We start from the raw sequence: 23,307 nt of genomic DNA on the forward strand, positions 1-23,307 counted from the left end.
TCCCCCCATTCACGCCCAGGAAGGATGCATTCATGCCGGATAGTCACGCACATGCCAGCGCATCGCCGTATGGCGAAGCCCAGGGTTTCGCCGTCAAGATGATGGAATTGCTGGTGGTGCCCACCTTTGTCCTCGATGTGCATGGGCGGGTGATGATCTGGAACCGCGCCTGCGAGCAGCTGACGGGCGTGCCGGCGGCCGAAGTACTGGGCACGTGCGAGCCGGGCCGCTGCTTTTACAACGACGAGCGCCCCACCCTGGCCGACCTGCTGCTGGCCGGACGCGGCGGCGACATGCGCGCGCTGCACGCGCAGCAGCAATACCGCAGCAGCACGGGCAGCAATCTGTGTGCAGAAAACTGGTGCGACATGCCGCGCACGGGGCGGCGCCGCTACCTGGCCGTCGATGCCAGCCCCATCTACGGCAATCACGGCGAACTGATCGCCGTGGTGGAAACCCTGCGCGACATGACGGAAGAAAAACGTGCGCAGGTGGAACTGGAACGCCTGGCCACGCGCGATGGCTTGACGGGGCTGGCGAACCGGCGCTGCTTCGACGACACCATGCTGGCCGAATGGCAGCGCGCCCAGCGCCAGGGCCAGCCCCTGTCGCTGCTGATGGTCGATGTCGACAATTTCAAGGAATACAACGACAGCCACGGCCACCAGGGCGGCGACCTGTGCCTGCGCAAGGTGGCCGGTGCCGTGGCCAGCGAAATGCGCACGAACGACCTGGTGGCCCGCTATGGCGGCGAGGAATTTGCCGTCATCCTGCCGAACCAGTCGCTCAAGGGTGCGGCCATCGTGGCCGAACGCATCCGCCAGCGCGTGGAGCGGCTGCAACTGCCGCGCAAGCGCTCCGACGGCGCCTGCGTCACCGTCAGCATCGGCGCCGCCACGGCCCTGCCCGGCCCCGGCACGCAACTGGGACAGCTGATCCACACGGCCGATTGCGCCCTGTACCGCGCCAAGCACCTGGGACGCAACCGCATCAGCCTGCCGGAAACCACGCTCACGTAAGCAATAAAGAAGCAAGACCAAATTTGGTGTATATTTGGTCCTATCGTAGTTTATCTCATTCGGAGACGCCGTGAACCTCAAGGAACGCATCAAGCCGATCTCCTATCTCAAGGCCAATACGACCGAAATCGTCAACAGCTTTGACGCTGGCCAGGACGAGCCCATCATCATTACGCAAAATGGCGAAGCGAAGATGGTCGTGCTATCGATGCACGCTTACCAGGAAGGCAAGCGGCAGGCGCAGCAGATGCAGGAACAGCATGCGTTCATGAAGCTGATCGCCCTGGGCAACCAGGACATCGCGCGCGGCGACGTGGTGTCCGAAGAAGACTTCCTGGCCAGCCTCGACCAGGCTTGAGATGGCGCGCCTCGTCGTGCTGAAAAGCGCCGCAGCCGATTTCAAGGAATTGCGCAGCGACTTCCAGGCGCGCCATGCGGCAGCGCCATGCGAGCAGTTCACCTCGGACTTTCGCCAACTCTTTGCCGATCTGAAGGCCTATCCCGACGGCGGCGCACCCATCGAAGCGGCCCGCGACCTCGGCCTGGACGTGCGGCAGCGCCTGTGCCACGACATCCGCGTCGTGTACCACCATGATCGCGCGCACGGCATCGTGTACATCCGCATGTTCCTGCCGACCCGGCGCGACTTTCTCAGCCATCTGACGGCACGCATCCTGCGGCCCGACTTTTAATCTCGCCCCTATGCACGGCGGCCTGAATATTCTATGCTGCGGCGTTGCACTTTCATAACATCCAAAAAAGAAGGAGCCCTCGTGTCAAGAATCATGCCCGCTTTATTACCCGCTTTCGCCCTGGCCCTGTCGGCCATGGCCTCGTCGAACCTGGGCGCCGCGCCCGTCAAACCGGCCGCCACTCACAGCGCCACAGCCAGCAAAGCAGATTTGCTGCCATTCAAGGCCACCGAAAAGACCCTGGCCAATGGACTAAAAATCATCATCGTGCCAACCGGCTTCCCGAACCTGGTCTCGCTGCAAATTCCTGTGCAGACGGGCTCGCGCAATGAAGTCGAGCCGGGCAAGTCCGGTTTCGCGCATTTTTTTGAACACATGATGTTTCGCGGCACCAAGGCCTATCCGCCCGAGAAATACCAGGAAGTCATCACCCGCGCCGGCGCGCGCCAGAACGCGTATACCAGCGACGACCTGACCAATTACCACACGACGTTTGCCAAGCAAGACCTGGAAACCGTGCTGAAGGTGGAGGCGGACCGCTTCCAGCACCTCGACTACGCGGAAGACGCGTTCAAGACGGAATCGCGGGCCGTGCTGGGCGAATACAACAAGAACAGCGCCAATCCCGTCTCGAAACTGTTCGAAGTGATGCGCGACAGCGCCTACACCACGCATACCTACAAGCACACGACGATGGGTTTTATCCAGGACATCGAAGACATGCCGAACCAGTACGCGTATTCGAAGCTCTTCTTCGACCGCTGGTACCGTCCTGAGCGCACCACCATCATCATCGCCGGCGACGTCGAGCCGCAGCAAGCCATCGCGCTGGTGGAAAAATACTGGAGTCAGTGGCAGCGCGGCAAGCAGCAGGCGGCCGTGCCCGTGGAACCCGCGCCGCATGGCCCCGTCTACAAGCACGTGGCCTGGCCGACGCCGACCCTGCCATGGGTGGCCGTGGGCTTCCACGCACCCGCGTTTTCCGTGAAGGACAAGGACCAGGCAGCACTGGCAACGTTGCTGTCGCTGTCGTTCGGCCGCACTTCGCCGCTGTATAAACGCCTGGTGCAAAATGAGCAAAAGGTCGACCAGTTGTTCGAGATGACGCCGGACCGGGTCGACCCGACGCTGGCCGTGCTGGGCGCGCGCGTGAAAAACATCGATGACGCCGTCTACGTGCGCGACGCCATCCTGGCCACCGTGGCGCAGCTGCGCGATACGCCAGTGAGCGAAAAAGACCTGGCGGATGCCAAGTCGGCCGAAAAATACGGCCTGATCCGCTCACTCGACAACACGGAGCAGATCGCCGGCACCCTGGCGTCCTTCGTGCATTTCGACCGCTCGTATGCCACCATCAACCAGTACTACCGCCTGATCGATACGCTTACGCCGGCCGACCTGCAGGCCGCCGCGCGCAAATACCTGACGGACGACGGCCTGGTGGTAACCACCCTGTCAAACCAGCCGATGGCAGCCGCCATCGCCACCACGCCGAAGCTGGCCAGCCTGCTGCCGCCCGCCTCGAACGCAAAATTTGACGTCTTGGTGCAAAAGTCCGCGCTGCCGCAGATCCGCTACAAGCTGCTGTTTACGGCCGGTTCCGCGCAAGACCCGAAAGGCAAGGAAGGCCTGGCCGCGCTGACGGCCGCCATGGTGGCGTCCGGTGGCTCGTCCGAACGCAAGATCGACGAAGTCAACCAGGCCCTGTTCCCGCTGGCCGGCAGTTTCAGCCAGCAGACGGACAAGGAAATGACGACGTTTACGGGTTCCATCCACCGCGATAACTGGACGCAGTTCAACGCCATCGCCCTGCCCCTGCTGCTCTCGCCGGGTTTCCGCGAAGACGACTTCCGCCGCCTGAAGGATGCCCAAAAGAACGCGCTGCTGCTGGACCTGAAGGACAATAACGAAGAGGAATTCGCCAAGGAACGCCTGCAAACGAATGTGTATGCAGGCACGCCGTATGGTCACCCTGTGCTCGGTACGGTGGCCGGCATCGACGCCATCACCCTCGACGATGTCAAACAGTTCTGGAAGAGGGCGTATGCGCAAGGCGCCGTCAAGGTGGGCCTTTCCGGCGAGGTGTCCGACGCCATGACGGCCTCGCTGACGCAGGCACTCGGCAAACTGCCGGCCGGCCCAGGCTTGCCGGCCACCGTCAAACCCGCGGGCCGCAAGGCGCAGGGCCTGGAAGTGGAAATCATCGAGAAAAATACGCGCGCCACGGCCATCTCGTTCGGCCTGCCTTTGGAAGTGACGCGCACGCACCCGGACTTCCCCGCCCTGTGGCTGGCGAAGACGTGGCTGGGCGAGCACCGCGCTTCGAACTCCTACCTGTACCAGCGCATCCGCGAAATCCGCGGCATGAACTACGGCGATTACGCCTACATCGAAGCTTTCCCGCGCGGCATGTATCAGTTCTTCCCGAACCCGAACCTGGGCCGCAAGGCGCAGCTGTTCGAGATCTGGATCCGCCCCGTGGCGCCGGACAACGCCCACTTCGCCCTGCGCGTGGCCCTGACGGAATTGGGCAAGCTCATCGACAACGGCCTGACGCAGGACGACTTCGCCACCACGCGCGACTACCTGATGAAGAACGTCTTCGTCATGACCTCGACGCAGGACCAGCAACTGGGCTATGCGCTCGACTCGCAATGGTATGGCACGCCGGAATTTACCAAGCTGATGCGTGACGGCCTGTCGAAACTGACGGTGGCCGATGTCAACCGCGCCATCAAACAGCATTTGTCGGCGAAAAACCTGTCCGTGGTGATCGTCGCCAAGGATGCGGCCGGCTTGAAGGATAAGCTCGTCAGCGACGCGTTTTCTCCCATCAAGTACGACGGCAACAAGCCGCAGGCGCTGCTCGATGAAGACAAAGTCATCGGCGCGATGAAGCTGAACATCAAACCGGCAGCCGTTACCGTGACGCCAGCGGCGCAGGCGTTCGCGAAGTAAGCAGGCGCTGTGTCAGTCCCATCCGATGCTGGCCGTCGGATGGGGTTGCCTCCGAGGATGAGCAGGCTTGAACACATCAACGATGCTACGGTGAAGGATCTGCAGTGACATGCTGCCACATTGACCATATCGCCATCACGGCGCCAACGCTGGAAGCGGGTGCCGAGCTGGTGCGGCTGGCGCTAGGGGTGGAACCTCAGGCTGGCGGAGCGCATGCCCACATGGGGACGCATAACCTTCTGCTGCGGCTTGGCGATTCTGTCTACCTGGAAGTGATCGCGCCCGACCCCACGGCGCCGCCACCATCCAGGCCCCGCTGGTTCGCGCTTGACACCCTGGCCGCCAATGCGGCACCGGCACTCGCCACCTGGATAGCCCGCACTACCGATATCGAGGCAAGCGTTGCGGCTTGTTCGGAGCCACTTGGCAATATCGAGGCGATGAGCCGAGGTGCCCTGAATTGGCTGATCACCATTCCCGATGATGGCGCGTTGCGCCTGCATGGCGTTGCCCCGGCACTCATCGAGTGGCAAGCGGCAGCGCACCCGGCGGCCAGGCTGCAGGACCATGGACTGTCCCTCATCAAGCTTGACCTGTTTCATCCCGAACCGGAACGCATTGCGCGCTTGCTGCTATCGCTGGGCCTTGATAGCCAGGTGGCTGTGCACCCGTCGACAGGGGAACGCGGCCCCCGCCTGGTGGCCCACATCAACACGCCGCAGGGGCCGCGCCAACTGTAAGACCGGCGGACAATCAAGCGCGCCCGCGTTTGCCAACTCACTCGAAGGGATTGGCCACCGAGGTCACCTCGGGCGGCGGCAACTGGTCGGGCAGTTCCTGCTTTTCCAGCTGCGCCACCACGTCGGCCAGCAGTTTTTGCAGCTGTTTCGCCAGGGCCAGGCCCGGCTTGTCCAGGGTCAGGTCGATGTCGCCGCTGAGGCTGATGCGGTCGATGCGGTTTTCGATGCTCAGATTGCCGATTTCCAGCACATCGCTTTCATTGGCGTAGGGGACGAATTTCTTTGCGCACATGGGATTTCCTCTCAACGGTTTTTGGACTTGCTACTGATCTTCGGCAAACTCAGCATGCGCAGCTTTTGCTGGCGCGTCAGCGACGGTAACAGATCGATGCCTATCCTGTCTTCCAGTTGCGCAATGCTCAGCATTTCATATTGCTTGGTATCGACGTTTTCGATGAAGTAGGCGGCGCCGGCGCGCTGGCGCGGGCTGTACACGGCCTTGTACAGGTGGCTGGGCACAATGACTCTTCCCACCTTGCGCAAGTTACCGCCAATGAACGCCGGCCCCGTGATCACGTACAAATCGCCCTCCTTCTTGGCCATCTTGCGCACGGCACCCTCGATGCCGGCCCACACATAGCGGTTGTTGCGTGCATCCTGCGGCACCATGTTGGCCAGGGTAAAGCTGTCGTGCTGGCTCTGGCGATCCGGCATGTCGCCGTTGGGCGCCATGTGGCCACGGTCGAAGCCGCTGCGCGCATAATCGGCCAGTTCCGCGCGCTGGGCGGCGGGCAGCTTGCGTTCGGCGTGGAAGGAGTTTTCGCGTGACAAGTCCTGCGCCGCTTCCAGATTGTTCGCCGTCAGGTGTTCAGCCGACCATAGCGGCGTGCGCGTGATCCCCGAGTGCATCACGCCAAACACGTTGTAGCACAGCTCCCTGGTCGCCACGTCCAGCTTGGGGTTGGTGATTTCCGGCTTGCGGCCATCGACATAATGGGCGGGACAGGCATCGGCATGCGCCAGGTTCGCGGCAAAGGCGGACGCCAGCAAGCCGCACGCCAGGGTCAGCCTGGCGATCGATCGTTGAATCATATTTCCCTAAGTGAAATCGTTGCAGGCCAGCATTCTAGCGGACGCCGGCCCGCACCACAAACCTGCACACACCTGGCGTGCGCGGGTGCGCGCGGCGGCGAGCGGGCGTGCAGGCGGCCCTGCGCAGAGCTGGCGCAAATAAAGGCCAAGCGGCTGCGCACAGCCATTCATATCTGCTAAGATTGCCTTGATTCGTTCGCATCGACCATTCAAGATCTGGAGAGCATATGATCAAAAAAACCCTGCTGCTGATCGTCGTCGTCGTCGCCGCCATCCTCGGCTATGCCACCACCAAGCCCGACACCTTCAGTGTCCAGCGCGAAATCACCATCAAGGCCCCGCCCGAGAAAATCGCCGGCCTGATCACGGACTTCCATTACTGGGCCGCCTGGTCGCCGTGGGAAAAACTCGATCCGGCCATGCGCCGCACCTTTGCGGGCCCGGCCAATGGCCTGGGCGCGCAATATGCGTGGCAAGGCAATGACAAGGTGGGCGCCGGCCGCATGGAAATCACGGAAGCGGCCCAGCCCGAGCGCACCGTCATCAAGCTGGACTTCCTGAAACCGTTCAAAAGCCATAACACCACCACGTTTACCATGACACCCGAGGGCGACGGCACCAGGGTGAACTGGACCATGACGGGCCCCAGCCCTTACGTCAGCAAGGTCATGACGGTGTTTGTCAGCATGGACCGGATGATCGGCAAGGATTTTGAAAAAGGCTTGAACAACCTGAAAACGGCGGCGGAGCGCTAAGCTCTGCTCGCAGCATGCAGCAACAGGGCCCGCGCGGCCCTGTTTTCTTTGGCGCCGGCCCCTTGAGGACCGCCCTGCTCAGAACTGCTCGATCCAGGCCGCCAGGTGGTCCGGCGTGAGCGCCGGTTCAGCCTGCACCACCTTGCCCTGCAAGCCCAGTTCCGTCTTACTCAGCTGCAAGGACCAGCCGCGCCGCGCCAGCCACAGCAAGCTGGCCAGCCAGAATGCGTGGATGGACGAGACGGGCGTGGTGGTCGGCGTTTCCAGGAATTCCGTCAGCAGGCGGCCATCGAGGAACAGGGCAGTGCCGCCCTGGTTTTGCAGCGCCGCGCCAAACACGGGCAACAGCATGTCGATCGATTGCTCCACGCCGCGCCCCGGGTGCTCGCGCTCGAGCGTGTCGAGCTGCTGGCGCACGGCGGCGGCAAAGACGGTGCCGCGGAAGGCTTCCGAACTGACCAGATCGGCATAATCCATCAGCAGCCAGTCCGGCTCGGGCGGCGTGACGCCGGCCGTCAGGGCCGCCGACAGATACGCTTCCACGGGCAGCTGCTGTTCCGGACCGGCCAGGCTGGCGCACAAGGCGTACAGGGTGCCGATACGGTTGGCGACGGCTTGCCGCTGGCGCACCATCAGCTTTTCGCGCAGCAACTGCGCGTGTTCATTGCGCAGCCGCGCCAGTTCCAAAGCCTGCTTGAGTTCCATGCGCAGCGCCGCGATATCCCACGGCTTCTGGATATAGCGGTGGATCTGCCCCTGATTGACGGCTTCCACCGTGTGCTCCAGCTCGGAATACGCGGTGGTCAAAATGCGCACGATGTGCGGGTAGCGGTCCCAGGCATAGGACAGCAATTCGTTGCCATAGGCGCCAGGCATGCGCTGGTCCGACACCAGCACGGCGATGCGCTCGGCTTGCGCGTCGAGGATGCGCTTGCCCTCCTCGACCGAGGTCGCCGTCAGCACGTTGGCCAGCGGCGCGATGGCGCGTTGGAAATATTTGAGGGCGTTGGCCTCGTCATCGACATAGAGTATCGTCGGCAAGCCTTGCGCCGGCTCAAGCTGAGCCGGCAAACGCAGATTGGCGTCAATCATGCTCGTTCCTTATATGTACTGGAAAATTCAGGGTGACTGTGGTGGCACTGCCAAATTCGGTGGCGATATCGAGGTTGCCGCCGAACGATTGCATCATGCGGTGGCAAAATACCATGCCCCAGCCCTTGCCTTCGTTGCCGCTGGCACTGACGGGGTCGAGCAACAGCTGCGCGACAATCTCGGGGGCGATGCCGGCGCCATTGTCGCGCACCGTGATGCGGCCCGCATCGATGCGGATGCCGATCGCAGGATGGGCTTGCTCGCCGGCCGAACGCAGGGCATTCGCCAGCACGGACGATAAAATCAGCGCGACGCAATTGGGCGACTCGGCAATGGCGAAATCCTCGCCCTGCTCGACCGTGATGGCGGCGCGCTGGGCCGTACTCAAGGGATAGCTGTCGAGCAAGGCGGCCAGCAACTGGCGCGCGCTGCCGGCGCTGCGTCCACCCTGCATGCCCGGCCCGGCGCTGGCCAGGCGCACCGTGTCGACAAAACTGGCCAGCACGGACAAACAATAGCGCGCATTGTCGTGCATCAAAGCGGCCGCTTCGCCGATCTCGGCCTGTGGTGCGGCGTCCGCCTGCGCGCGCCGCGCGATGCCGCGCGCAAAGTTGGCGATGGCCGCCAGCGGCGTGTTCAATTCGTGCGCCAGGAAGGCCAGCGATTCCTCCATCGCCACCAGGCCCTGGCGGCGCGCGGCGCGCTCGCGTCCCGTCTGCACGGCCAGCTGCAGCGCCGTTTGCATGGCGACCATGTCAAGCGGCTTTTCCAGCAGGCGGAACAGCGCGCCGCCGTTGATCAGTTCGAGCAGCACGTCCTTGTCCGCATACGCCGTCACCAGCATGCTGACGATGTGCGGATAGCATTGCGCCACTTCCTGCAGCAGCTCGCTGCCAAGGCGGTCCGGCATGCGGTAATCGGTGACGAGCACATCGATGTTGGCGGCCTCATCTTTCAGCAAGGCCAGCGCCGCATCGACGCTGTGCGCCGTCAGCACGCGGTAGTGCGCACCGATGGCGCGCGCGAAGTACTTGCAGGCGAGCGCTTCATCGTCCACGTACAGCACGCTGGCGCGGCTATCGTTGTCCATTAACGGCCCTCCCAGTCGGAGCGCTGCAAGTCGAAATTCATGCTGGCCCATACACCCAGCTCGCTTTCGGCGGAGAGGGTGCCGCCGTGGCGCTCGATCACGCCATAGCTGATGCTCAGGCCCAGGCCCAGCCCCTGCCCCACTTCGCGCGTGGTGAAGAACGGTTCGAACACGCGCGCCAGGTTTTCCGGGGCGATGCCGGGGCCGTTGTCGCGCACGCTGATGCGCAGGCGGTTCTCGTCCCAGCGGGCCGTGATGCGGATCTCGAATGGCGGCGCATTGCCCTTGCGCATGGACAGCACGGCATTGCCCAGCAAATTGATCAGCACGCCCACGATGGCCGCCTCGTCGCCGCGCACCAGGGTGTCGACCGGCAAGTCGTGGCTGATGCTGACATTCTTCGTTTCATGCCCCACCAGGCGGATGGCCGCGTCGAGCGCGCTGCGGAACTGGAAATGGCCCGTTTCGAGCTGGTTGCCGCTCTTGCGGTAGGCAAAGGTTTTTAAATCGGACACGATGTGCTGCACGCGCAGCATGCCCTGCTTGGCGTCGGCCAGGCATTCGCTCACCAGCGCGCTTTGCTTGGCGGCCGGGTCTTCAATGGCCACCTCGATGGCCATCATGCAGAAATTCACGGGGTTGTTGACTTCATGCAGCATGCCGGCGGCCAGGGTGCCGATGGCGGCCATTTTCTCCTGCTGCAGCATCTGCCCCTTGATATCGGCCAGGCTTTTGTTGGTTTCTTCCAGCTGGGTGTTCTTTTGCGCCACTTCCGCCTTCAGCTGGAACAGCATGAAGCGGGCGCGCTCATTGAAATAGGTAAACACGGCGCTGATGCTGGCCGACATGATCAGGAACAGGCAATTGACGACAAACGTGGCCGGCAAGTCGAAGCCGCCCGCATGCCAGGCGCAGGCGGCCACGTACAGCAGGCAGGAGATGGCGCCGAAGACCATGTTTTGCCACAGGCCGAAGGCCAGCACGATGCCCGAGGAATAGATGGCCAGGGTCATGCCCACGTAATAGATCGAGGTGGCGCCTTCCGTGATGGCGATCATCCAGGCGATCATGATTTGCGGCAGGATCAGCCAGACAAAAGTCAGTCCCTGGATACGGTCTTGCGCCCAGCGCGTGCGCATGGCCAGCACGACGAAAAAGATCAGCACGGACACAAGGATGCGCGCACTGGTAAACGCCGACTGCTTGTCCGGATACAGCGCCGAATCGAGGCCCATGCCCAGCAGGATCAGCACGATGCCCGTGTAAGCGCCGCCGCGGCTGAATTCCAGGCGGAAGTCGCGCAAAACGGCCGTGTAGCCGGCGTGCAGGCCTGGAGTATCCATCAAGGAATGCTCACTTCCGCGAACACATTCACGCCCGTGGCGTCGACATAGATTTTCGGCGCCGTCGCATGTTCGGGCAGCAAGGCCGACAAGCCCGCCTCATTGCGATAGATCAAATGCCACTCCAGCAAATGCTCCATGCCGAACTTGCCCGGATTGTCGGCGTGCACATTCGTCACCAGCAGGCGCCCGCCCGGCCCCACGCGCGAGGCGAAATGCAGCAGCAGGCGCGCGCACACCTTGTCGGACAGGTAGTCGAACAGGCCGGCGCAATACACGGCGTCGAAACTGCCGGGCAAGCCCGTGATGCCCGAGCCGTGACGGCGCTTGAGCAGGTTGTGCACGGAGTCGTGCACATAATCGATTTCCACCACGCTTCCCGTGCGCTGCATGATGGTGGTCAGGCGCGCGCGCGTCCAGTCCAGCGTTTCGCTGCTGAAGTCGACCAGCTCGAAGGCCAGCCACTGCGCATCCGGGCACGTTTCCAGGAAACGCTGCACCTCGATGGCGGGGCCGCAGCCCACGTTGAGCACTTTATACACGCGCCCGGCAACACGCGCCTCGGCCGCCTTGTGCGCCAAAAACTCCGTCAGGATATCGATGCGGTTGCGGTGCGCCGTGGCGACAGCCGCCTGCAAGAAGGCTGCATTGACAATCTGAAAATACGTGCTCGGACCCTGGCGCGGATCGTCGAGCAGCTGATTGACCATCTGGTAATCGCCCGCATAGCCGAGCGGTTTGGTAAACGTGCGGAAGACGAACGGCGCGCGCAGGATCAGCGGGTGCAGCGCCGTCTGGGCAAAGGCCCGGTGGGCCGGCGCCCGTTCTTCCTCGACCAGCGAGGCTTCCACCTCGAGCTGGCGCAAGTACAGCTGGGTTTGCTCCATCAGCGGCAAGGCCAGCTCGTCGAAGATGTCGGCGCGCAGGCGGCCGTTTTCCTTCGGCAGCGAGTCGGACAAGTCGACTTGCTCGACCCAGCGCGCCACCTCCGACAAAAAGGCGCGCATTTCGTTGACGACGATCTGGTAATCGCGACGGATGCGGAAGCGCTCGCCCCAGCCCGCGACAAAGGCGCTGGACTCTTTCGCCACGGCGCCCTTGACCACCACCACGTCGCTCAGCTCGCGCCACTCGTCGATCAGGGTGACGGAAACGATGGCGGTCAGGCCCGTGTTGACGCTGCTGATGACGACGGCCTTGCCCACATAGGCGTTCTTCGCCCCCATGCGCACCGTCACGTCATTGAGCACCTCGCTGACCTGCACAATCGAGTAGGGATTGTAGATTTCCATGACCAGCGAATTGCGCTGCAAGTTGAAAATCGTGCCGCGCACCGCCTCACCCTGGGTGTTACGGAAACTGACGACTGGATCGATCTGCGATTGTGAATACACGATTGGGCATTATCAAGTTGCCCGGCTGCCGGCGCACCACGCTGGGCACGCCAGTTTCCAGGCTGGGTTAAGGCACGGCACAGCGGTCGTCGCCGCCGCACCGGAGCGCCTCAAAGCGCGTCTGTTCGCTCTCTGATCGAGTGTACTATGGATGTAGTAGAACGGGCAATTGTTCCCACTGGAATGACTGCCCGTGGCGCTGGCGCGCAACGCCGCCATTCAACCGGCCACGAACAGTGCCAGCGCATGACGCAACAACTGCGGCGTTTGCCCCGTCCAGCGCTTGAACGAGCGGCGAAAGTTGGTGGCATCATGAAAGCCGAGGTAGGCGGCCACGGCGTCGTTGTCGTAGCCATGCGCCTGGAACAGGTAGATGGCCTTGTGCGCGCGCACCTGGTCCAGCTCGGCCTGGAAATGCGTGCCATGGCGTGCCAGGTGGCGCTTGAACGTGGCGGGACTGACGCCGAATTCCTGTGCCGTGCGTTCCAGCGTGGGTGCGCAGCGGATATTGGCCAGCAGGTAGTCGTACAGCGCACCGAGCAGGCTCGTTGCCGGTACAGGTGCCAGGGCGGCCGCCCGCAAGGCCAGCGCGGCCGCCGTGGCATTGCCGCGCGGCCAGGGTTTATCAAGCCAGCTGGAATCGATGAGCATGGCATCGACCTGGCAATCGAAACGCAGCGCCTGGCCCAGGTGCACCTCGTGCTGCTCCACGTGACGTGGCCGCGCGCGGTTGAAGCAGAAGCGCCACGGCAACGCCTCGCCGGCCAGCCAGCGGCACATGGCCGCCAGCGCCGTCATGTGCATTTCCACCAAAAAAGGCAGCTGGCTCGGCGCGCCGAACGCATCGACCCAGTACAACACGTGCAGCTCGCCCGCCTCGCGCAAGCGCGGCTGCAGCAGCGGACACAGCAAGGTGTGGAAGCCGCACAGGATGGTCAAGGCCTGGCGCAAGTTCTGCGCCTGCAGCAAGGCATGGCTGGCGGCGCCGTAATGACCGGGCAGCATTTGCTGGCCCAGCATGAAGCTGGTGTCGGCACTGTCCAGGCCGCGCGCCACATTGGCCAGCAGTTGCAGGTATTGCGCGGCGCTGACCTGGCTTTCCGCACACGGCAGCGCACCACCGTCGAGGCCCGTGCCCTTGAGTAGCGGCGCCACAGCCAGTTCGCGGCTGCGCGCGTAGTCGAGCACCAGCGCCGGCTGGTGATGGGCCGCGATGCTGGGGTCGCCTTGCTGGTTCAGCGGCATCAGGCAGGCGCGGCGGAACTGATCCCGGCACCGGAGCGCGGCGTTTCCACGGCACGGCTCAGTTCGGCCAACACCACTTCCGGCACGCCATCGGTAAGCGAGCAGGCATGCCGCAGGCTCAAACGGATTTCGCGGTTGTCGTTGGCATGGTGGCGCATCTGCCCCACCATGGCGCACAGGTGGCGCGCCTTCACGGCCGCATCCTCGCGCGACACGCCCGGCATCAGCACGGCAAAGCGGTCGCCCGCATAGCGGCACAGCAAATCGTCATTGCGCAAGTTCAGCAGCAGCATGTGGCCCACGGCTTGCAGCACGCGGTCGCCTTCGCGGTGGCCGTATTCGCGGTTAATCAGGTGAAAACTGTCGATGTCGAGCAAGACCAGCGCGCAATCGAGACCGGGCCGGCGTTCCTGTTCCAGGCGCATCTGCGTGCGCAGATAGCTGGCGTCGGCCAGCTGCGTGATGCGGTCGAAGGCGCGGTGGTCGCGGAACAGGCGCTCGCGCTTTTGCAGGTGTTCGTTCAGGCGAAACTGCTCCTGGCGCCAGTAATACATGCCGATGGTCAGCACCAGCATGCCAAACGGAATCAGCGCTTCCAGCCAGTTGTCCCACACGGCGCTCTTATCGACGGCAAAGAATTCATCCAGGCAATCGGCCCAGGAGCCCAGCATGATCGCGCACAGGCCGCCGGCGATCAGGCTCGTCACACGTCCGCGTGGACGGCTGCTGAGGGTAAACAAAAACCAGATGCCCGCCATGACGGCCGTGCCGCCTTCGCAGACGATATCCATCCACTTCCAGATGGCAAACGGTTTAAGGTGGCCTAGTGTCGCGTACAGGAAAAAGAACAGGGGCAATGCCAGCGCGGCGGCAATCAGACTGTTACGGTGCAACGGCAGCATGTGGGGAACCTTTAAAAGTGGTGCTGTCGCCACGATAGCGCCCGCCCATGACGGCACGATGACATACGCCACACCCCTGCGGCAGGTGCAAACGGCTCATCATGAGCAACGCAACTGATGCAAATCCAGCAAGCCATTGCCCGTGCGCCCTGCGCTGGCAGGTCATTTCAGCTCACCACCCTTCATTTCCGGCCGGAAAGCGTTCACAGGCCGTTGTTTTCAACGCGGCCAGCCCTTGCCTGTCACGCAACCGTCATATTTGCTGCCTAGAATCCGCCCGGTTCCCTACCCCTAACCGAGCTCTTCATGAAAACCTTGCACACTTCCTTCCCCTCCCCGCTGCGCCTGACTGCACTGTCCCTGGCCATCATGGCCGTCTTCAGCGGTCCAAGCCATGCACAAGCGCAGGATGCAGATGGCTTGCCGGCCGCCACCGTCGTCGTCAGCGGCCAGCGCGCCAGCCTGCGCAACGCCATCGCGGCGCAAGAGAAAGCCGACAACATCATCAGCGTCATCAGCAGCGATGATATCGGCGGCTTGCCCGATAAAAACGCAGCCGAAGCACTGGCCCGCTTGCCGGGCGTATCGGTGCAGCGCGACCAGGGCGAAGGCCGCTACATCACGGTGCGCGGCCTGGGGCCGGACCTGAACGCGGTGACCATCAACGGCGCGCTGGTGCCGTCGCCGGAAGCGGGCCGCCGCGCCGTGGCGCTCGATATCCTGCCTGCCGGCCTGATCCGCACGCTGGAAGTCTCGAAGACCCTGCTGCCGGAAATGGATGCCAATTCGCTGGGCGCCACCATCGAAGTCAAATCGCTGTCCGCCTTCGACTTGCCCGGCAAGCTGCTGTCGGCCAACGTGGGCGCCAGCCATGATGAAAAGACGGGCAAGACCAGCCCCAGCGGCGGCGCCCTGTGGGCCCAGCGCTTCCTCGATGGCAAGCTGGGCGTGGCCGCCGGCCTGAGCGCGGAAAAGCGCTCGTTCGGCTCCGATGACGTGGAAACGGGCGGCGCCTGGAGCAAGGGTAAATTATCTAGCCTGGAGTTGCGCGACTACCTGCCCGTGCGCAAGCGCGGCGCGCTGGCCGTCAACCTCGATTACCGCCCGGAAGCGGGCAACAGCTGGTTTTTGCGCTCGTTCGTCAGCGAATTTTCCGACGATGAAGTACGCGACCGCCTGACCATCAGCAATATCGCGGGCGGCAGCCTGGCCGAAAGCCAGACGGCTGGCGCGCGCGCCGAGCGCCGCATCCGCCAGCGCAAGTACACGCAGCAAGTACGCTCGCTGGTGCTGGGCACGCAGCAGAAATCGGGCGACTGGACGCTGGACGTGAAAGGCGGCATGAGCCGCGCCACGGAAGACACGCCAGAGTCCTTGAACGACGGCCGTTTCCGTGGCACCAGCAATTTTGCCGGCATCAGTTTCACGGATACGCAGGAGCCGAAATTGAGCGGCCCCGCCTCGCTGTACGATCCGGCCAGCTACGCGCTGAACGCCATCACCCTGCAAAAGCGCTACTCGAAGGACAATGAACACCACGCGCGCATCGACCTGGCGCGCAAGTTCGACATCGCCACCCTGAAATTCGGCGCCAAAATCAGCCGCCGCGAAAAAACCAATGACACGGATCAATGGGCGTATAACAGCAACAAGGCCAGCAGCGGCAATTACTGGGGCGCCGGCTCGACCTCGATGAGCAACTTCGTGCAGGGCCACACGCTCGACTATGACCTGGGCAACATCGGCGTGGCTCTGGACCCCACGCTGATACGCGCCCGTGTGGCGGGACTGGACCGCGACAAGGCGCGCCTGGCCACCGAGTCCATCATCAACGACTACCGCATGCATGAAGACATCAACGCCATGTATGTGCAAAACAGCTACGACTTCGACGCCTGGCACATCCTCGGCGGCGTGCGTCTTGAGCGCACCAGCTTTGAAGCGGCCGGCTCGCAAGTGGACAGCACCGGTTTGGCCACGGCCTTGACGCGCGAACGCTCGTACACCAACTGGCTGCCGAACCTGCAAGCCCGTTATGACGTCGATCAACATACCAGCGTGCGGGCCGCCTGGACGCAAGCCGTCGTGCGCGCCAACTTCAGCCAGCTGGCGCCGGGCATCAGCCTGGCCAGCAACACGGAAGCCGTGATCGGCAACCCGGACTTGAAACCGCTGAAAGCAAACAATTTGGACCTCGGTATCGAGCGCGTGCTGGGCAATGACGGCGTGATGTCCGCCTACGGTTTCTACAAGGACATCAAGAATTTTACCTACACGACGAACCTGGCCGGCACGGGTCAGTGGGCCAATTACACCTCGGCGACCTCGTATGCGAACGGCGACGCGGCCCAGGTCAAAGGCATCGAACTGGCCTACATGCAGCCGCTGCGCATGCTGCCGGCGCCGTTCAACAAGTTCCTCGTCGGCGTGAACGGCACCCTGAGCACCTCGAGCGCGCAAATCGGCCGCTACGACAAGGCCAGCAAGCAGCAGATGAACCGCGACATCCGCCTGCCGGGCCAGTCGAACCAGGTCATGAACTTGATGCTGGGCTATGAAACGGGGCCGGTGAGCGCCCGCCTGGCCCTCAACTACAAGTCGCCGTATCTGCTGGAAATGGGCAACGACATCCTCGACCAAAGTCAGGACCACATCGTCGACAGCCAGAAGCAGCTTGATTTCTCGCTGTCGTACCAGATCAACAAGCAGTTCCAGGTAACGTTTGAAGCGGCCAACCTGAACAACGAGAAATACTATGTCTACCAGGGCACGAAGCAATACAACGTGCAGAACGAACAATACGGCCGCACTTTCAAAGTGAGCCTGAAAGCCAGCGCCTTCTGATGATGATTGTAAATACCATGAAAAAAACCGTACTCTGCAGCGCTTTGCTGGCCGCCTTTTGCCTCTCGGCTACAGCGCAAGCCGCGCCTGTCCAAGCTGTTCCTTCCTTCACGCAGGAAGCGGAAGAACTGGCCCGCCTGCCCGGCGGCGGCTGGCTGACCCTGGATAAACACGGCTTGCGTTTGGTCAATGCGGCCGGCCAGGAACAGGACCGCATCGCCGTGCGCGCCAAGCAGCTCGACACGCGCATCGATGGCAATCGCGTGCTGGCCGTGTTCCTGGAAGCGGACACGCAGCGCCCTCTGCCCGTGACGGTCGATGTGCAGGCCGGCAAGCTGGTCAAGCTGGCGCCGTTCCCCGTGCCCACGTTTTCCGTGGAAGCATCGTGTTTGTACCGCGACGCGCAGCAGCTAGCTCATCTGTTCCTGATCGGCAAGGATGGGCAAGCGGAACAGTGGGTGATGCAGGGAGAACAGCGCAGCCTGGTGCGCAAACTGGCTTTGCCGCCGCACGCGAAGCATTGCCGGGTCGACGACGGCGCCCGGCGCCTGCTGGTGAGCGAGGCTAACATGGGTGTGTGGGCGTATGACGCCGATTCGGAGGGCATGGGCAAGCGCGAAGTGGTGGCGCTGCGCAAGCCGTATGGCCAGCTGGACGGCGGCGCCGGCGCGCTGGCCGTGCTGCCCGGTGGCGTGGCCGTGCTCGACGGCAAGGCGGAAAAGCTGCACCTGTACACCCATCAGGGCGGGCAGTGGACGGCACTACCGCCGCAAGCGGTGGCCTTGAACGTACGCAAAGGCGACAGCCAGCTGACGCTGGACAAGGAGTCGCTACTGCTGCGCGGCAAGAGCGGTTGGCAAACGCGACCCTTGAAATGGAATGGTAAGGCGGAAACACAGCCTGCGGTAGCCATCATCGCCCCGCAAGCGCAGACGGCGCCGATGGCGCGCCAGGGCGACGCGGCCGACGACCCGGCCATCTGGCTGGCCAGCGATCCTGCCAACGCGCGCATCCTCGGTACCAACAAGAAACAGGGACTATTGGTCTACGACCTGCAAGGCAAGCAAACGCAGCTGCTGGAAGTGGGCCGCTTGAACAACGTCGACGTGCGCCAAGGTATCCGTTTTGGCGCCAGCACGGTCGACCTGGCCGTGGCTACCCAGCGCGACGACAACAGCGTGATGCTGTTCACCATCAATGACAGCGGCGACGTGGCGGAAGCGGGCCGCTTCCCTACCGGACTGAAAAGCATCTACGGCATGTGCTTGTACCAGCCGGCCAGCGGCGGCGTGCAAGCGTTCATCAACGACAAGGATGGCACCTTCCAGCAATACAAGATCGAGATGAGCGGCTTGAGCGGCAAGCAGTTCAGTGCGACTCTGTTGCGCAGCTTCAAGGTTGCCACGCAACCGGAAGGCTGCGTGGCCGACGACGCCAACGCCCGCCTCTTCCTGGGCGAGGAAACGCGCGGCATCTGGACCACCTCGGCCGACGCCGCCAAGCCCGATGCCCTCGCCATGGTCCTGCCCGTGGGCGCAAACCTGACGGCCGACGTGGAAGGCATGGCCATCTACCGCAAGCCGGGTGGCAAGGCTGACACTGGCTACCTGATCGTCTCCAGCCAGGGCGACAGCAGCTACGTGGTGCTCGACGCGCAAGCGCCGTATAAAGTGCGCGGCCGCTTCAAGGTGGGCTTCAACTTGACGGCCGGCATAGACGGCACGTCGGAAACGGATGGCCTCGACGTCACCTCCGCCAACTTGGGCGGCGTGTATGGGCAAGGCATGCTGGTGATTCAGGACGGCTACAAGCGCCTGCCCGATGGGCCGCAAAATTTCAAATATGTGGCGTGGGGGGATGTGGCGAAGGCGCTGGGATTGAATTAAGTTAGCAACAGCCGGGGCCAGTCCCTTTGGGAGCGGTCCCGCCACTATGTGCGCGGCATATCGATATGAAATGGCAGCCGCTTACCGCATAAGTCCACCATGCCCGACACAAGCAGGCGCCGTGCCGACAACTCAATGATATTGACGGCCGATACGTCGCCGTACTCCATCATATACATACCCGACTCCTCCGCCTCGCGATGCGTATCGAGCATCCCGATCGCAAACGCTCCTTCCTGCCCTTGCGGTATGCGCAAACCGTGCAGGAAAAATGCAGGCGGATACAGCGCCCACGACCATTCCGCGTCATCGGACTCGGTCAAGCGCATAAACACATCGTCGTCCCCATGGATATCGATGTTCAGTTCCACCATGCCAGTGCCATCGTCTTCCAGGCTAATGCTTGATTTCGCGAAATCCACGTCAAAATTGGTGTCGCCGATACTAAAAACAGTCATTCAATACTACTCCGGGTTACAGGTAAATATGCGGCGCGACAGGCAGCAAGGAATACAGGACAGTCCCGTCGATCAGCAAACCAGAAGGACGAGCTGGCAATCACGGCTAACGTGCCAACGCCCTATTTTTATCCTTTGGACCATGTTCGTGCCATCATTGTCAACGCGCGCCGAAATGGCGTCAACGTTCATCGCCTTTATTAGTGCCGGTGAGCGCAAGAAAAGGCCGCTTACTCCGCAAAACAGGCAAAACCTGTTACGTCCGCTTCCGCCCTATTGTGTTGAAAAAGTTGAGCGGCAACAATTTTTGGGAGGTCTCAGACTCCCAAGCAGCCAGTGATTGTTCACTAGCAACGGTATTGGCCAGTTTTGGCTGGCAGGATTTCTATCTAAAGGTCAACGCACCTGAGTTTTTCAACACAATAGCCTGCGGATTCAATCGGTCAACGCAACACACTGTTCAAATCGTTGAGCCGGTGTTTGGTAGTGTAGCGTCTTCCTGGGGCGCTCGTTGAGTCTTCTGGCTACCGCATCGAGTTGCTCTTGCGAGTAAGTGGAAATATCCAGTCCTTTGGGGAAATACTGCCGCAACAGGCCGTTGGTATTTTCATTTGAACCGCGCTGCCACGGATTCTGTGGATCACAGAAGTAGACCTGGATGTCAGTGGCCAAAGTAAAACGCTTGTGGCCAGCCATCTCTTTGCCTCTGTCCCAGGTCAGTGATTTATACAGTTCGTGGGGTAGCCTGCGGGCATTGTCGATCAGCGCATTGACAACCGTCTCGGTGTCCTTGGCGGCAACTTTCACCAGCATGACGTAGCGCGTCTGGCGCTCGACCAAGGTCACGATCTGGCTATTGTGGCTGCCGAACAGCAGATCACCTTCCCAGTGCCCGGGCACCGCTCGATCCGCTGCCGTCGCTGGACGCTCGCTGATCGGCACGGCGTCGACAATTCTGCCGTGGTTGTCAGTCTTTTGGGTGTGATGACGTGAGCGGCGCATGGCGCGCGTCCGGCGCAAGTGCTCCAGCAGTTCCTTCTTTAAGGCACCTCGGGCCTGGATGTAGAGGCTGCGGTAAATGGTTTCGTGCGACACGTGATACTCCTCGTGGCGCGTGAACAGCTGCTTGAGCCAGCCAGCAATCTGTTCCGGCGACCACTGCAATTGGAGCTTGCTGGCAACCATGTTGGCCAGCATGCGGCTCTCCGTCAGCTTACAAGGTTTGGGGCGACGCGCCTGATCCCAAGCATGCTGATCCGCCTGAGTCGCACGATATGCTTCGCGGCCACCATTGCGCCTGAGTTCCCTGCTGATGGTCGATGGTGCGCGTCCGAGGCGTCTGGCAAGTGCGCGGATGGATACGCCGGAAACGACGGCACGCGATATCTCCTCGCGCTCAGCCAGCGTCAGCGCCAGTCTGGAACGGCATCGCTGTGCTGGCTGTATGCCACCAGATTCAGCCAGAATCCGCTGTATCGACGAGTGATTCCGATCAAATAGTTGGGATATCATCTGCAGGGAGTCGCCTTGCTTCCAGCGTTCCCACATCAAGGCCTTCTGGCTCTCGGTGTAATAAATGCGTGGTTTCTGTTTCATCTTCAACACTCCTGTAACCTGGGCGTTTAGGTTAGAGTGTTGCGACCACCGATTGAATCCGCAGCCGGCTGCCGTCGTTGGCAGGCTCCGCCCCATTGCGGACACTTGGCGTCAATCTGAGTCGCCACTAGTAAACAATTCCACAACTGTAGCGTATTTTGCAAAAAAAATATCAAAAAAGAAGCCGCGATACGCCAGTCATGCCAGCAACTGTCCAGTTAAATCTCCCCTGCTTTCCAATCTGCCAGCGACTGCCAGCCTCAGGCATATTAAAATACCGCCCCATGACCTCCCCCGCCTCGACCTCCCCTCTCCCCGACAGCATTTTGCTCCCTTCCCTGGCCGTCCTGGGAGGGCAGATTTCTGTCAATCTGGGGGCGGCGATTGCGAAGAATCTGTTTCCTGTCATCGGGGTCGAGGGGATTACGGCGTACCGGGTAGGGTTTTCGGCCTTGATTTTGCTGGCCATCTTCCGGCCCTGGCGTTTCCGCCTGACGCGCAAGGATGTGCTGAACCTGCTGGTCTACGGTTCCGTGCTGGGATTGATGAACTTGCTGATTTACCGGGCGTTTGCGCTGATACCGATCGGTATCGCCGTCGCCATCGAGGTCACGGGGCCGCTGGCCGTGGCCATGCTGTCGTCGCGCCGGCCGCGCGATTTGCTGGCAGTCGCTTGCGCCGTGTTCGGTCTATATCTGCTGCTGCCGCTGCAGGGCAGCCCGGGCAGCCTGGACCCCGTTGGCGTGGCCTATGCGCTGGGCGCGGCGCTGTGCTGGGCGCTGTATATCATCTTCGGCAAGCGCGCCTCGACCTTGCAGGGCGGGCAAGCCGTGGCCTGGGGCATGACGGTGGCGGCCATGGTGACGGTGCCCATCGGCGTCGCGTACTCGGGCACGGCTCTGCTGGCGCCATCGATTGCGCTGATGGGCCTGGCAATCGCCATGCTGTCCAGCGCCCTGCCTTACTCGCTGGAAATCTTTGCCCTGCGCCGCTTGCCGCAAGGCGTGTTCGGCATGTTCAGCAGCGCGGCGCCCGCCGTCAGCGCACTGGCCGCCATGGCCGTGCTGGGAGAACTGCTGAGCCTGACCCAGTGGCTGGCCATCGCCTGCATCGTGTTCGCGTCGGCCATGGCGGCGCTGGGCGCCCAGGGCGGCAAGCGCTAGCGGCATCCCCCCCCCCCCGCTCCTGGACCGCTGCCTGCACCGCTTCCTCGCATGCATGTCCGTGCTGGCGGGCAGGATTTGATGTGCGCCTGTAAAATGCGTCATCGTTTGCCACACATTGCCACACATCGTATGCCCGCCTCACCGATGACATCCACCTTACGCTCTCTCTTTGCTCTTGCCTCCGCAGGTCTGCTGCTGACGCACGCTGCCATTACGCACGCAGCCGCCGCTCCTGCCGCCCTCACGGGCAATGCCGAAGCGGGCAAGACGGCGTTTCGCAAGTGCGCCTCCTGCCACCAGGTGGGGCCATCGGCGCGCGGCGGCTTCGGCCCCAAGCTGACGGGCGTGATTGGCCGCAAAGCCGGTGCCACCACCGATTACAAGTATTCGGCAGCCATGAAAAACGCGAACATCGTCTGGACCGAGCAAAACCTGGCCGGCTTCCTCAAGGCACCCAGCGATTTCATTCCCGGCAATAACATGCGCTTCTGGGGCATCGGCAACCCCCAGCAAGTGGCCGATCTGCTGGCCTACCTGCGCACGCAGTAAGCTCCTGCAATTAGCACAGGCAGCAAAGCATGCACTACCGACGCATGCACCGGTGCTTGCGCCGTCCGGCCAGGCGACCACGCACAGGCCTGCCCGCCCCCACATGCGCGTACATGCAAGCAGGCACCGCCCTATCAAAACCCTGACAACTGCCAGCGATGGGCAAGTCTGGCGCTGACGCGCCAGGGGCTTCCCCTAGGACTTGGCTGGCAGCTTGCGCACGCACAGATAAATGGAATACAGCGCCGCCAGCCCCACCAGCACATACACGCCGCGCGACGCCGTCGTCATGGCGCCGAGGATGCGGGCCACGATGTCGATGTCGAACAGGCCCACCAGCGCCCAGTTCAAGCCGCCCACGATCAGCAGGATCATGGAGATCCAGTCGACCACGTTCAGGCGCTTTGCCGTCATTTCCTCGTTTGCCGCACCGTCCGATCCTGCCTGGATATTCGCCATCTCAGCCTCCTGTAAGAAGATAGGACC

At 62.4% G+C, this 23,307-nt stretch carries 21 protein-coding genes; 10 read left to right on the forward strand and 11 right to left on the reverse strand.

Annotation, left to right across the window (positions count from 1 at the left end; translation table 11 throughout):
• Positions 1 to 32: 32 nt before the first annotated feature.
• The 5 genes from FJQ89_RS05705 to FJQ89_RS05725 all read left to right on the forward strand — a co-directional run bounded on the left by FJQ89_RS05705 (position 33) and on the right by FJQ89_RS05725 (position 5,409).
• Positions 33 to 1,019, forward strand: a complete 987-nt coding sequence (locus FJQ89_RS05705; protein ID WP_243136435.1) for a sensor domain-containing diguanylate cyclase — start codon at positions 33 to 35, stop codon at positions 1,017 to 1,019.
• A gap of 70 nt (positions 1,020 to 1,089) precedes the next feature.
• Positions 1,090 to 1,377, forward strand: coding sequence for a type II toxin-antitoxin system Phd/YefM family antitoxin (locus tag FJQ89_RS05710; RefSeq protein WP_141169418.1), 288 nt, complete (start codon positions 1,090 to 1,092; stop codon positions 1,375 to 1,377).
• Position 1,378: 1 nt separating this feature from the next.
• The gene (locus tag FJQ89_RS05715) at positions 1,379 to 1,711 is read left to right on the forward strand and encodes a type II toxin-antitoxin system RelE/ParE family toxin (RefSeq protein ID WP_141169419.1); all 333 of its coding nucleotides are present in this window, start codon (positions 1,379 to 1,381) and stop codon (positions 1,709 to 1,711) included.
• A gap of 81 nt (positions 1,712 to 1,792) precedes the next feature.
• On the forward strand, positions 1,793 to 4,669 hold the full coding sequence (locus FJQ89_RS05720; protein ID WP_141169420.1) for a M16 family metallopeptidase: 2,877 nt from the start codon (positions 1,793 to 1,795) through the stop codon (positions 4,667 to 4,669).
• Between the two features lie 104 nt (positions 4,670 to 4,773).
• Positions 4,774 to 5,409, forward strand: coding sequence for a VOC family protein (locus FJQ89_RS05725; RefSeq protein ID WP_141169421.1), 636 nt, complete (start codon positions 4,774 to 4,776; stop codon positions 5,407 to 5,409).
• Positions 5,410 to 5,446: 37 nt separating this feature from the next.
• On the opposite strand, the gene FJQ89_RS05730 is transcribed toward FJQ89_RS05725, so the two are convergent.
• Both FJQ89_RS05730 and FJQ89_RS05735 read right to left on the reverse strand, forming a co-directional pair.
• Positions 5,447 to 5,701 carry a nucleotidyltransferase family protein gene (locus FJQ89_RS05730; protein WP_100873196.1) on the reverse strand — a complete coding sequence of 85 codons (255 nt, stop codon included), beginning with the start codon at positions 5,699 to 5,701 and terminating at the stop codon, positions 5,447 to 5,449.
• Between the two features lie 11 nt (positions 5,702 to 5,712).
• Positions 5,713 to 6,501, reverse strand: a complete 789-nt coding sequence (locus FJQ89_RS05735) for a DNA/RNA non-specific endonuclease (RefSeq protein ID WP_141169422.1) — start codon at positions 6,499 to 6,501, stop codon at positions 5,713 to 5,715.
• 227 nt (positions 6,502 to 6,728) lie between these two features.
• Here FJQ89_RS05735 and FJQ89_RS05740 point away from each other — a divergent pair, with 227 nt between their 5' ends.
• Positions 6,729 to 7,256: an SRPBCC family protein gene (locus FJQ89_RS05740; protein ID WP_141169423.1), complete on the forward strand. Its 528-nt coding sequence runs from the start codon at positions 6,729 to 6,731 to the stop codon at positions 7,254 to 7,256.
• 78 nt (positions 7,257 to 7,334) lie between these two features.
• On the opposite strand, the gene FJQ89_RS05745 is transcribed toward FJQ89_RS05740, so the two are convergent.
• The 6 genes from FJQ89_RS05745 to FJQ89_RS05770 all read right to left on the reverse strand — a co-directional run bounded on the left by FJQ89_RS05745 (position 7,335) and on the right by FJQ89_RS05770 (position 14,322).
• Positions 7,335 to 8,348, reverse strand: coding sequence for a response regulator (locus FJQ89_RS05745; RefSeq protein ID WP_141169424.1), 1,014 nt, complete (start codon positions 8,346 to 8,348; stop codon positions 7,335 to 7,337).
• Positions 8,341 to 9,438 (reverse strand): hybrid sensor histidine kinase/response regulator, encoded by a 1,098-nt coding sequence (locus FJQ89_RS05750; protein WP_141169425.1) that lies wholly within the window; start codon positions 9,436 to 9,438, stop codon positions 8,341 to 8,343. The genes FJQ89_RS05745 and FJQ89_RS05750 overlap by 8 nt, the downstream gene beginning before the upstream one ends.
• Complete coding sequence (locus FJQ89_RS05755; protein ID WP_141169426.1) at positions 9,438 to 10,781, reverse strand: sensor histidine kinase; 1,344 nt, start codon at positions 10,779 to 10,781, stop codon at positions 9,438 to 9,440. Before FJQ89_RS05755 ends, FJQ89_RS05750 begins: the two co-directional genes overlap by 1 nt.
• Positions 10,781 to 12,175, reverse strand: coding sequence for a class I SAM-dependent methyltransferase (locus tag FJQ89_RS05760; protein WP_141169427.1), 1,395 nt, complete (start codon positions 12,173 to 12,175; stop codon positions 10,781 to 10,783). The genes FJQ89_RS05755 and FJQ89_RS05760 overlap by 1 nt, the downstream gene beginning before the upstream one ends.
• A gap of 219 nt (positions 12,176 to 12,394) precedes the next feature.
• On the reverse strand, positions 12,395 to 13,420 hold the full coding sequence (locus tag FJQ89_RS05765; protein WP_141169428.1) for an AraC family transcriptional regulator: 1,026 nt from the start codon (positions 13,418 to 13,420) through the stop codon (positions 12,395 to 12,397).
• Positions 13,420 to 14,322, reverse strand: a complete 903-nt coding sequence (locus FJQ89_RS05770; RefSeq protein WP_141169429.1) for a GGDEF domain-containing protein — start codon at positions 14,320 to 14,322, stop codon at positions 13,420 to 13,422. Before FJQ89_RS05770 ends, FJQ89_RS05765 begins: the two co-directional genes overlap by 1 nt.
• A 306-nt stretch (positions 14,323 to 14,628) precedes the next feature.
• Here FJQ89_RS05770 and FJQ89_RS05775 point away from each other — a divergent pair, with 306 nt between their 5' ends.
• Positions 14,629 to 17,166, forward strand: coding sequence for a TonB-dependent receptor (locus tag FJQ89_RS05775; RefSeq protein WP_141169430.1), 2,538 nt, complete (start codon positions 14,629 to 14,631; stop codon positions 17,164 to 17,166).
• Between the two features lie 17 nt (positions 17,167 to 17,183).
• Positions 17,184 to 19,052 (forward strand): phytase, encoded by a 1,869-nt coding sequence (locus FJQ89_RS05780; protein ID WP_141169431.1) that lies wholly within the window; start codon positions 17,184 to 17,186, stop codon positions 19,050 to 19,052.
• Positions 19,053 to 19,096: 44 nt separating this feature from the next.
• Here FJQ89_RS05780 and FJQ89_RS05785 read toward each other — a convergent pair whose 3' ends face one another.
• A complete protein-coding gene (locus FJQ89_RS05785) occupies positions 19,097 to 19,510 on the reverse strand; it encodes a hypothetical protein (protein WP_141169432.1) in 414 nt (137 codons plus the stop codon).
• A gap of 435 nt (positions 19,511 to 19,945) precedes the next feature.
• Positions 19,946 to 21,106 carry an IS30 family transposase gene (locus FJQ89_RS05790; RefSeq protein WP_141169433.1) on the reverse strand — a complete coding sequence of 387 codons (1,161 nt, stop codon included), beginning with the start codon at positions 21,104 to 21,106 and terminating at the stop codon, positions 19,946 to 19,948.
• Positions 21,107 to 21,390: 284 nt separating this feature from the next.
• On the opposite strand from FJQ89_RS05790, the gene FJQ89_RS05795 reads away from it, so the two are divergent.
• Positions 21,391 to 22,269, forward strand: a complete 879-nt coding sequence (locus FJQ89_RS05795) for an EamA family transporter (protein ID WP_166674772.1) — start codon at positions 21,391 to 21,393, stop codon at positions 22,267 to 22,269.
• 147 nt (positions 22,270 to 22,416) lie between these two features.
• Entirely contained in the window at positions 22,417 to 22,821 is a 405-nt protein-coding gene (locus FJQ89_RS05800; RefSeq protein ID WP_243136436.1) for a c-type cytochrome, read from the forward strand.
• A 195-nt stretch (positions 22,822 to 23,016) separates the two neighbouring features.
• On the opposite strand, the gene FJQ89_RS05805 is transcribed toward FJQ89_RS05800, so the two are convergent.
• The gene (locus tag FJQ89_RS05805) at positions 23,017 to 23,280 is read right to left on the reverse strand and encodes a DUF378 domain-containing protein (RefSeq protein WP_205704572.1); all 264 of its coding nucleotides are present in this window, start codon (positions 23,278 to 23,280) and stop codon (positions 23,017 to 23,019) included.
• Positions 23,281 to 23,307: the final 27 nt, after the last annotated feature.

The organism is Janthinobacterium tructae (assembly GCF_006517255.1).
GTDB lineage: Bacteria > Pseudomonadota > Gammaproteobacteria > Burkholderiales > Burkholderiaceae_D > Janthinobacterium > Janthinobacterium tructae.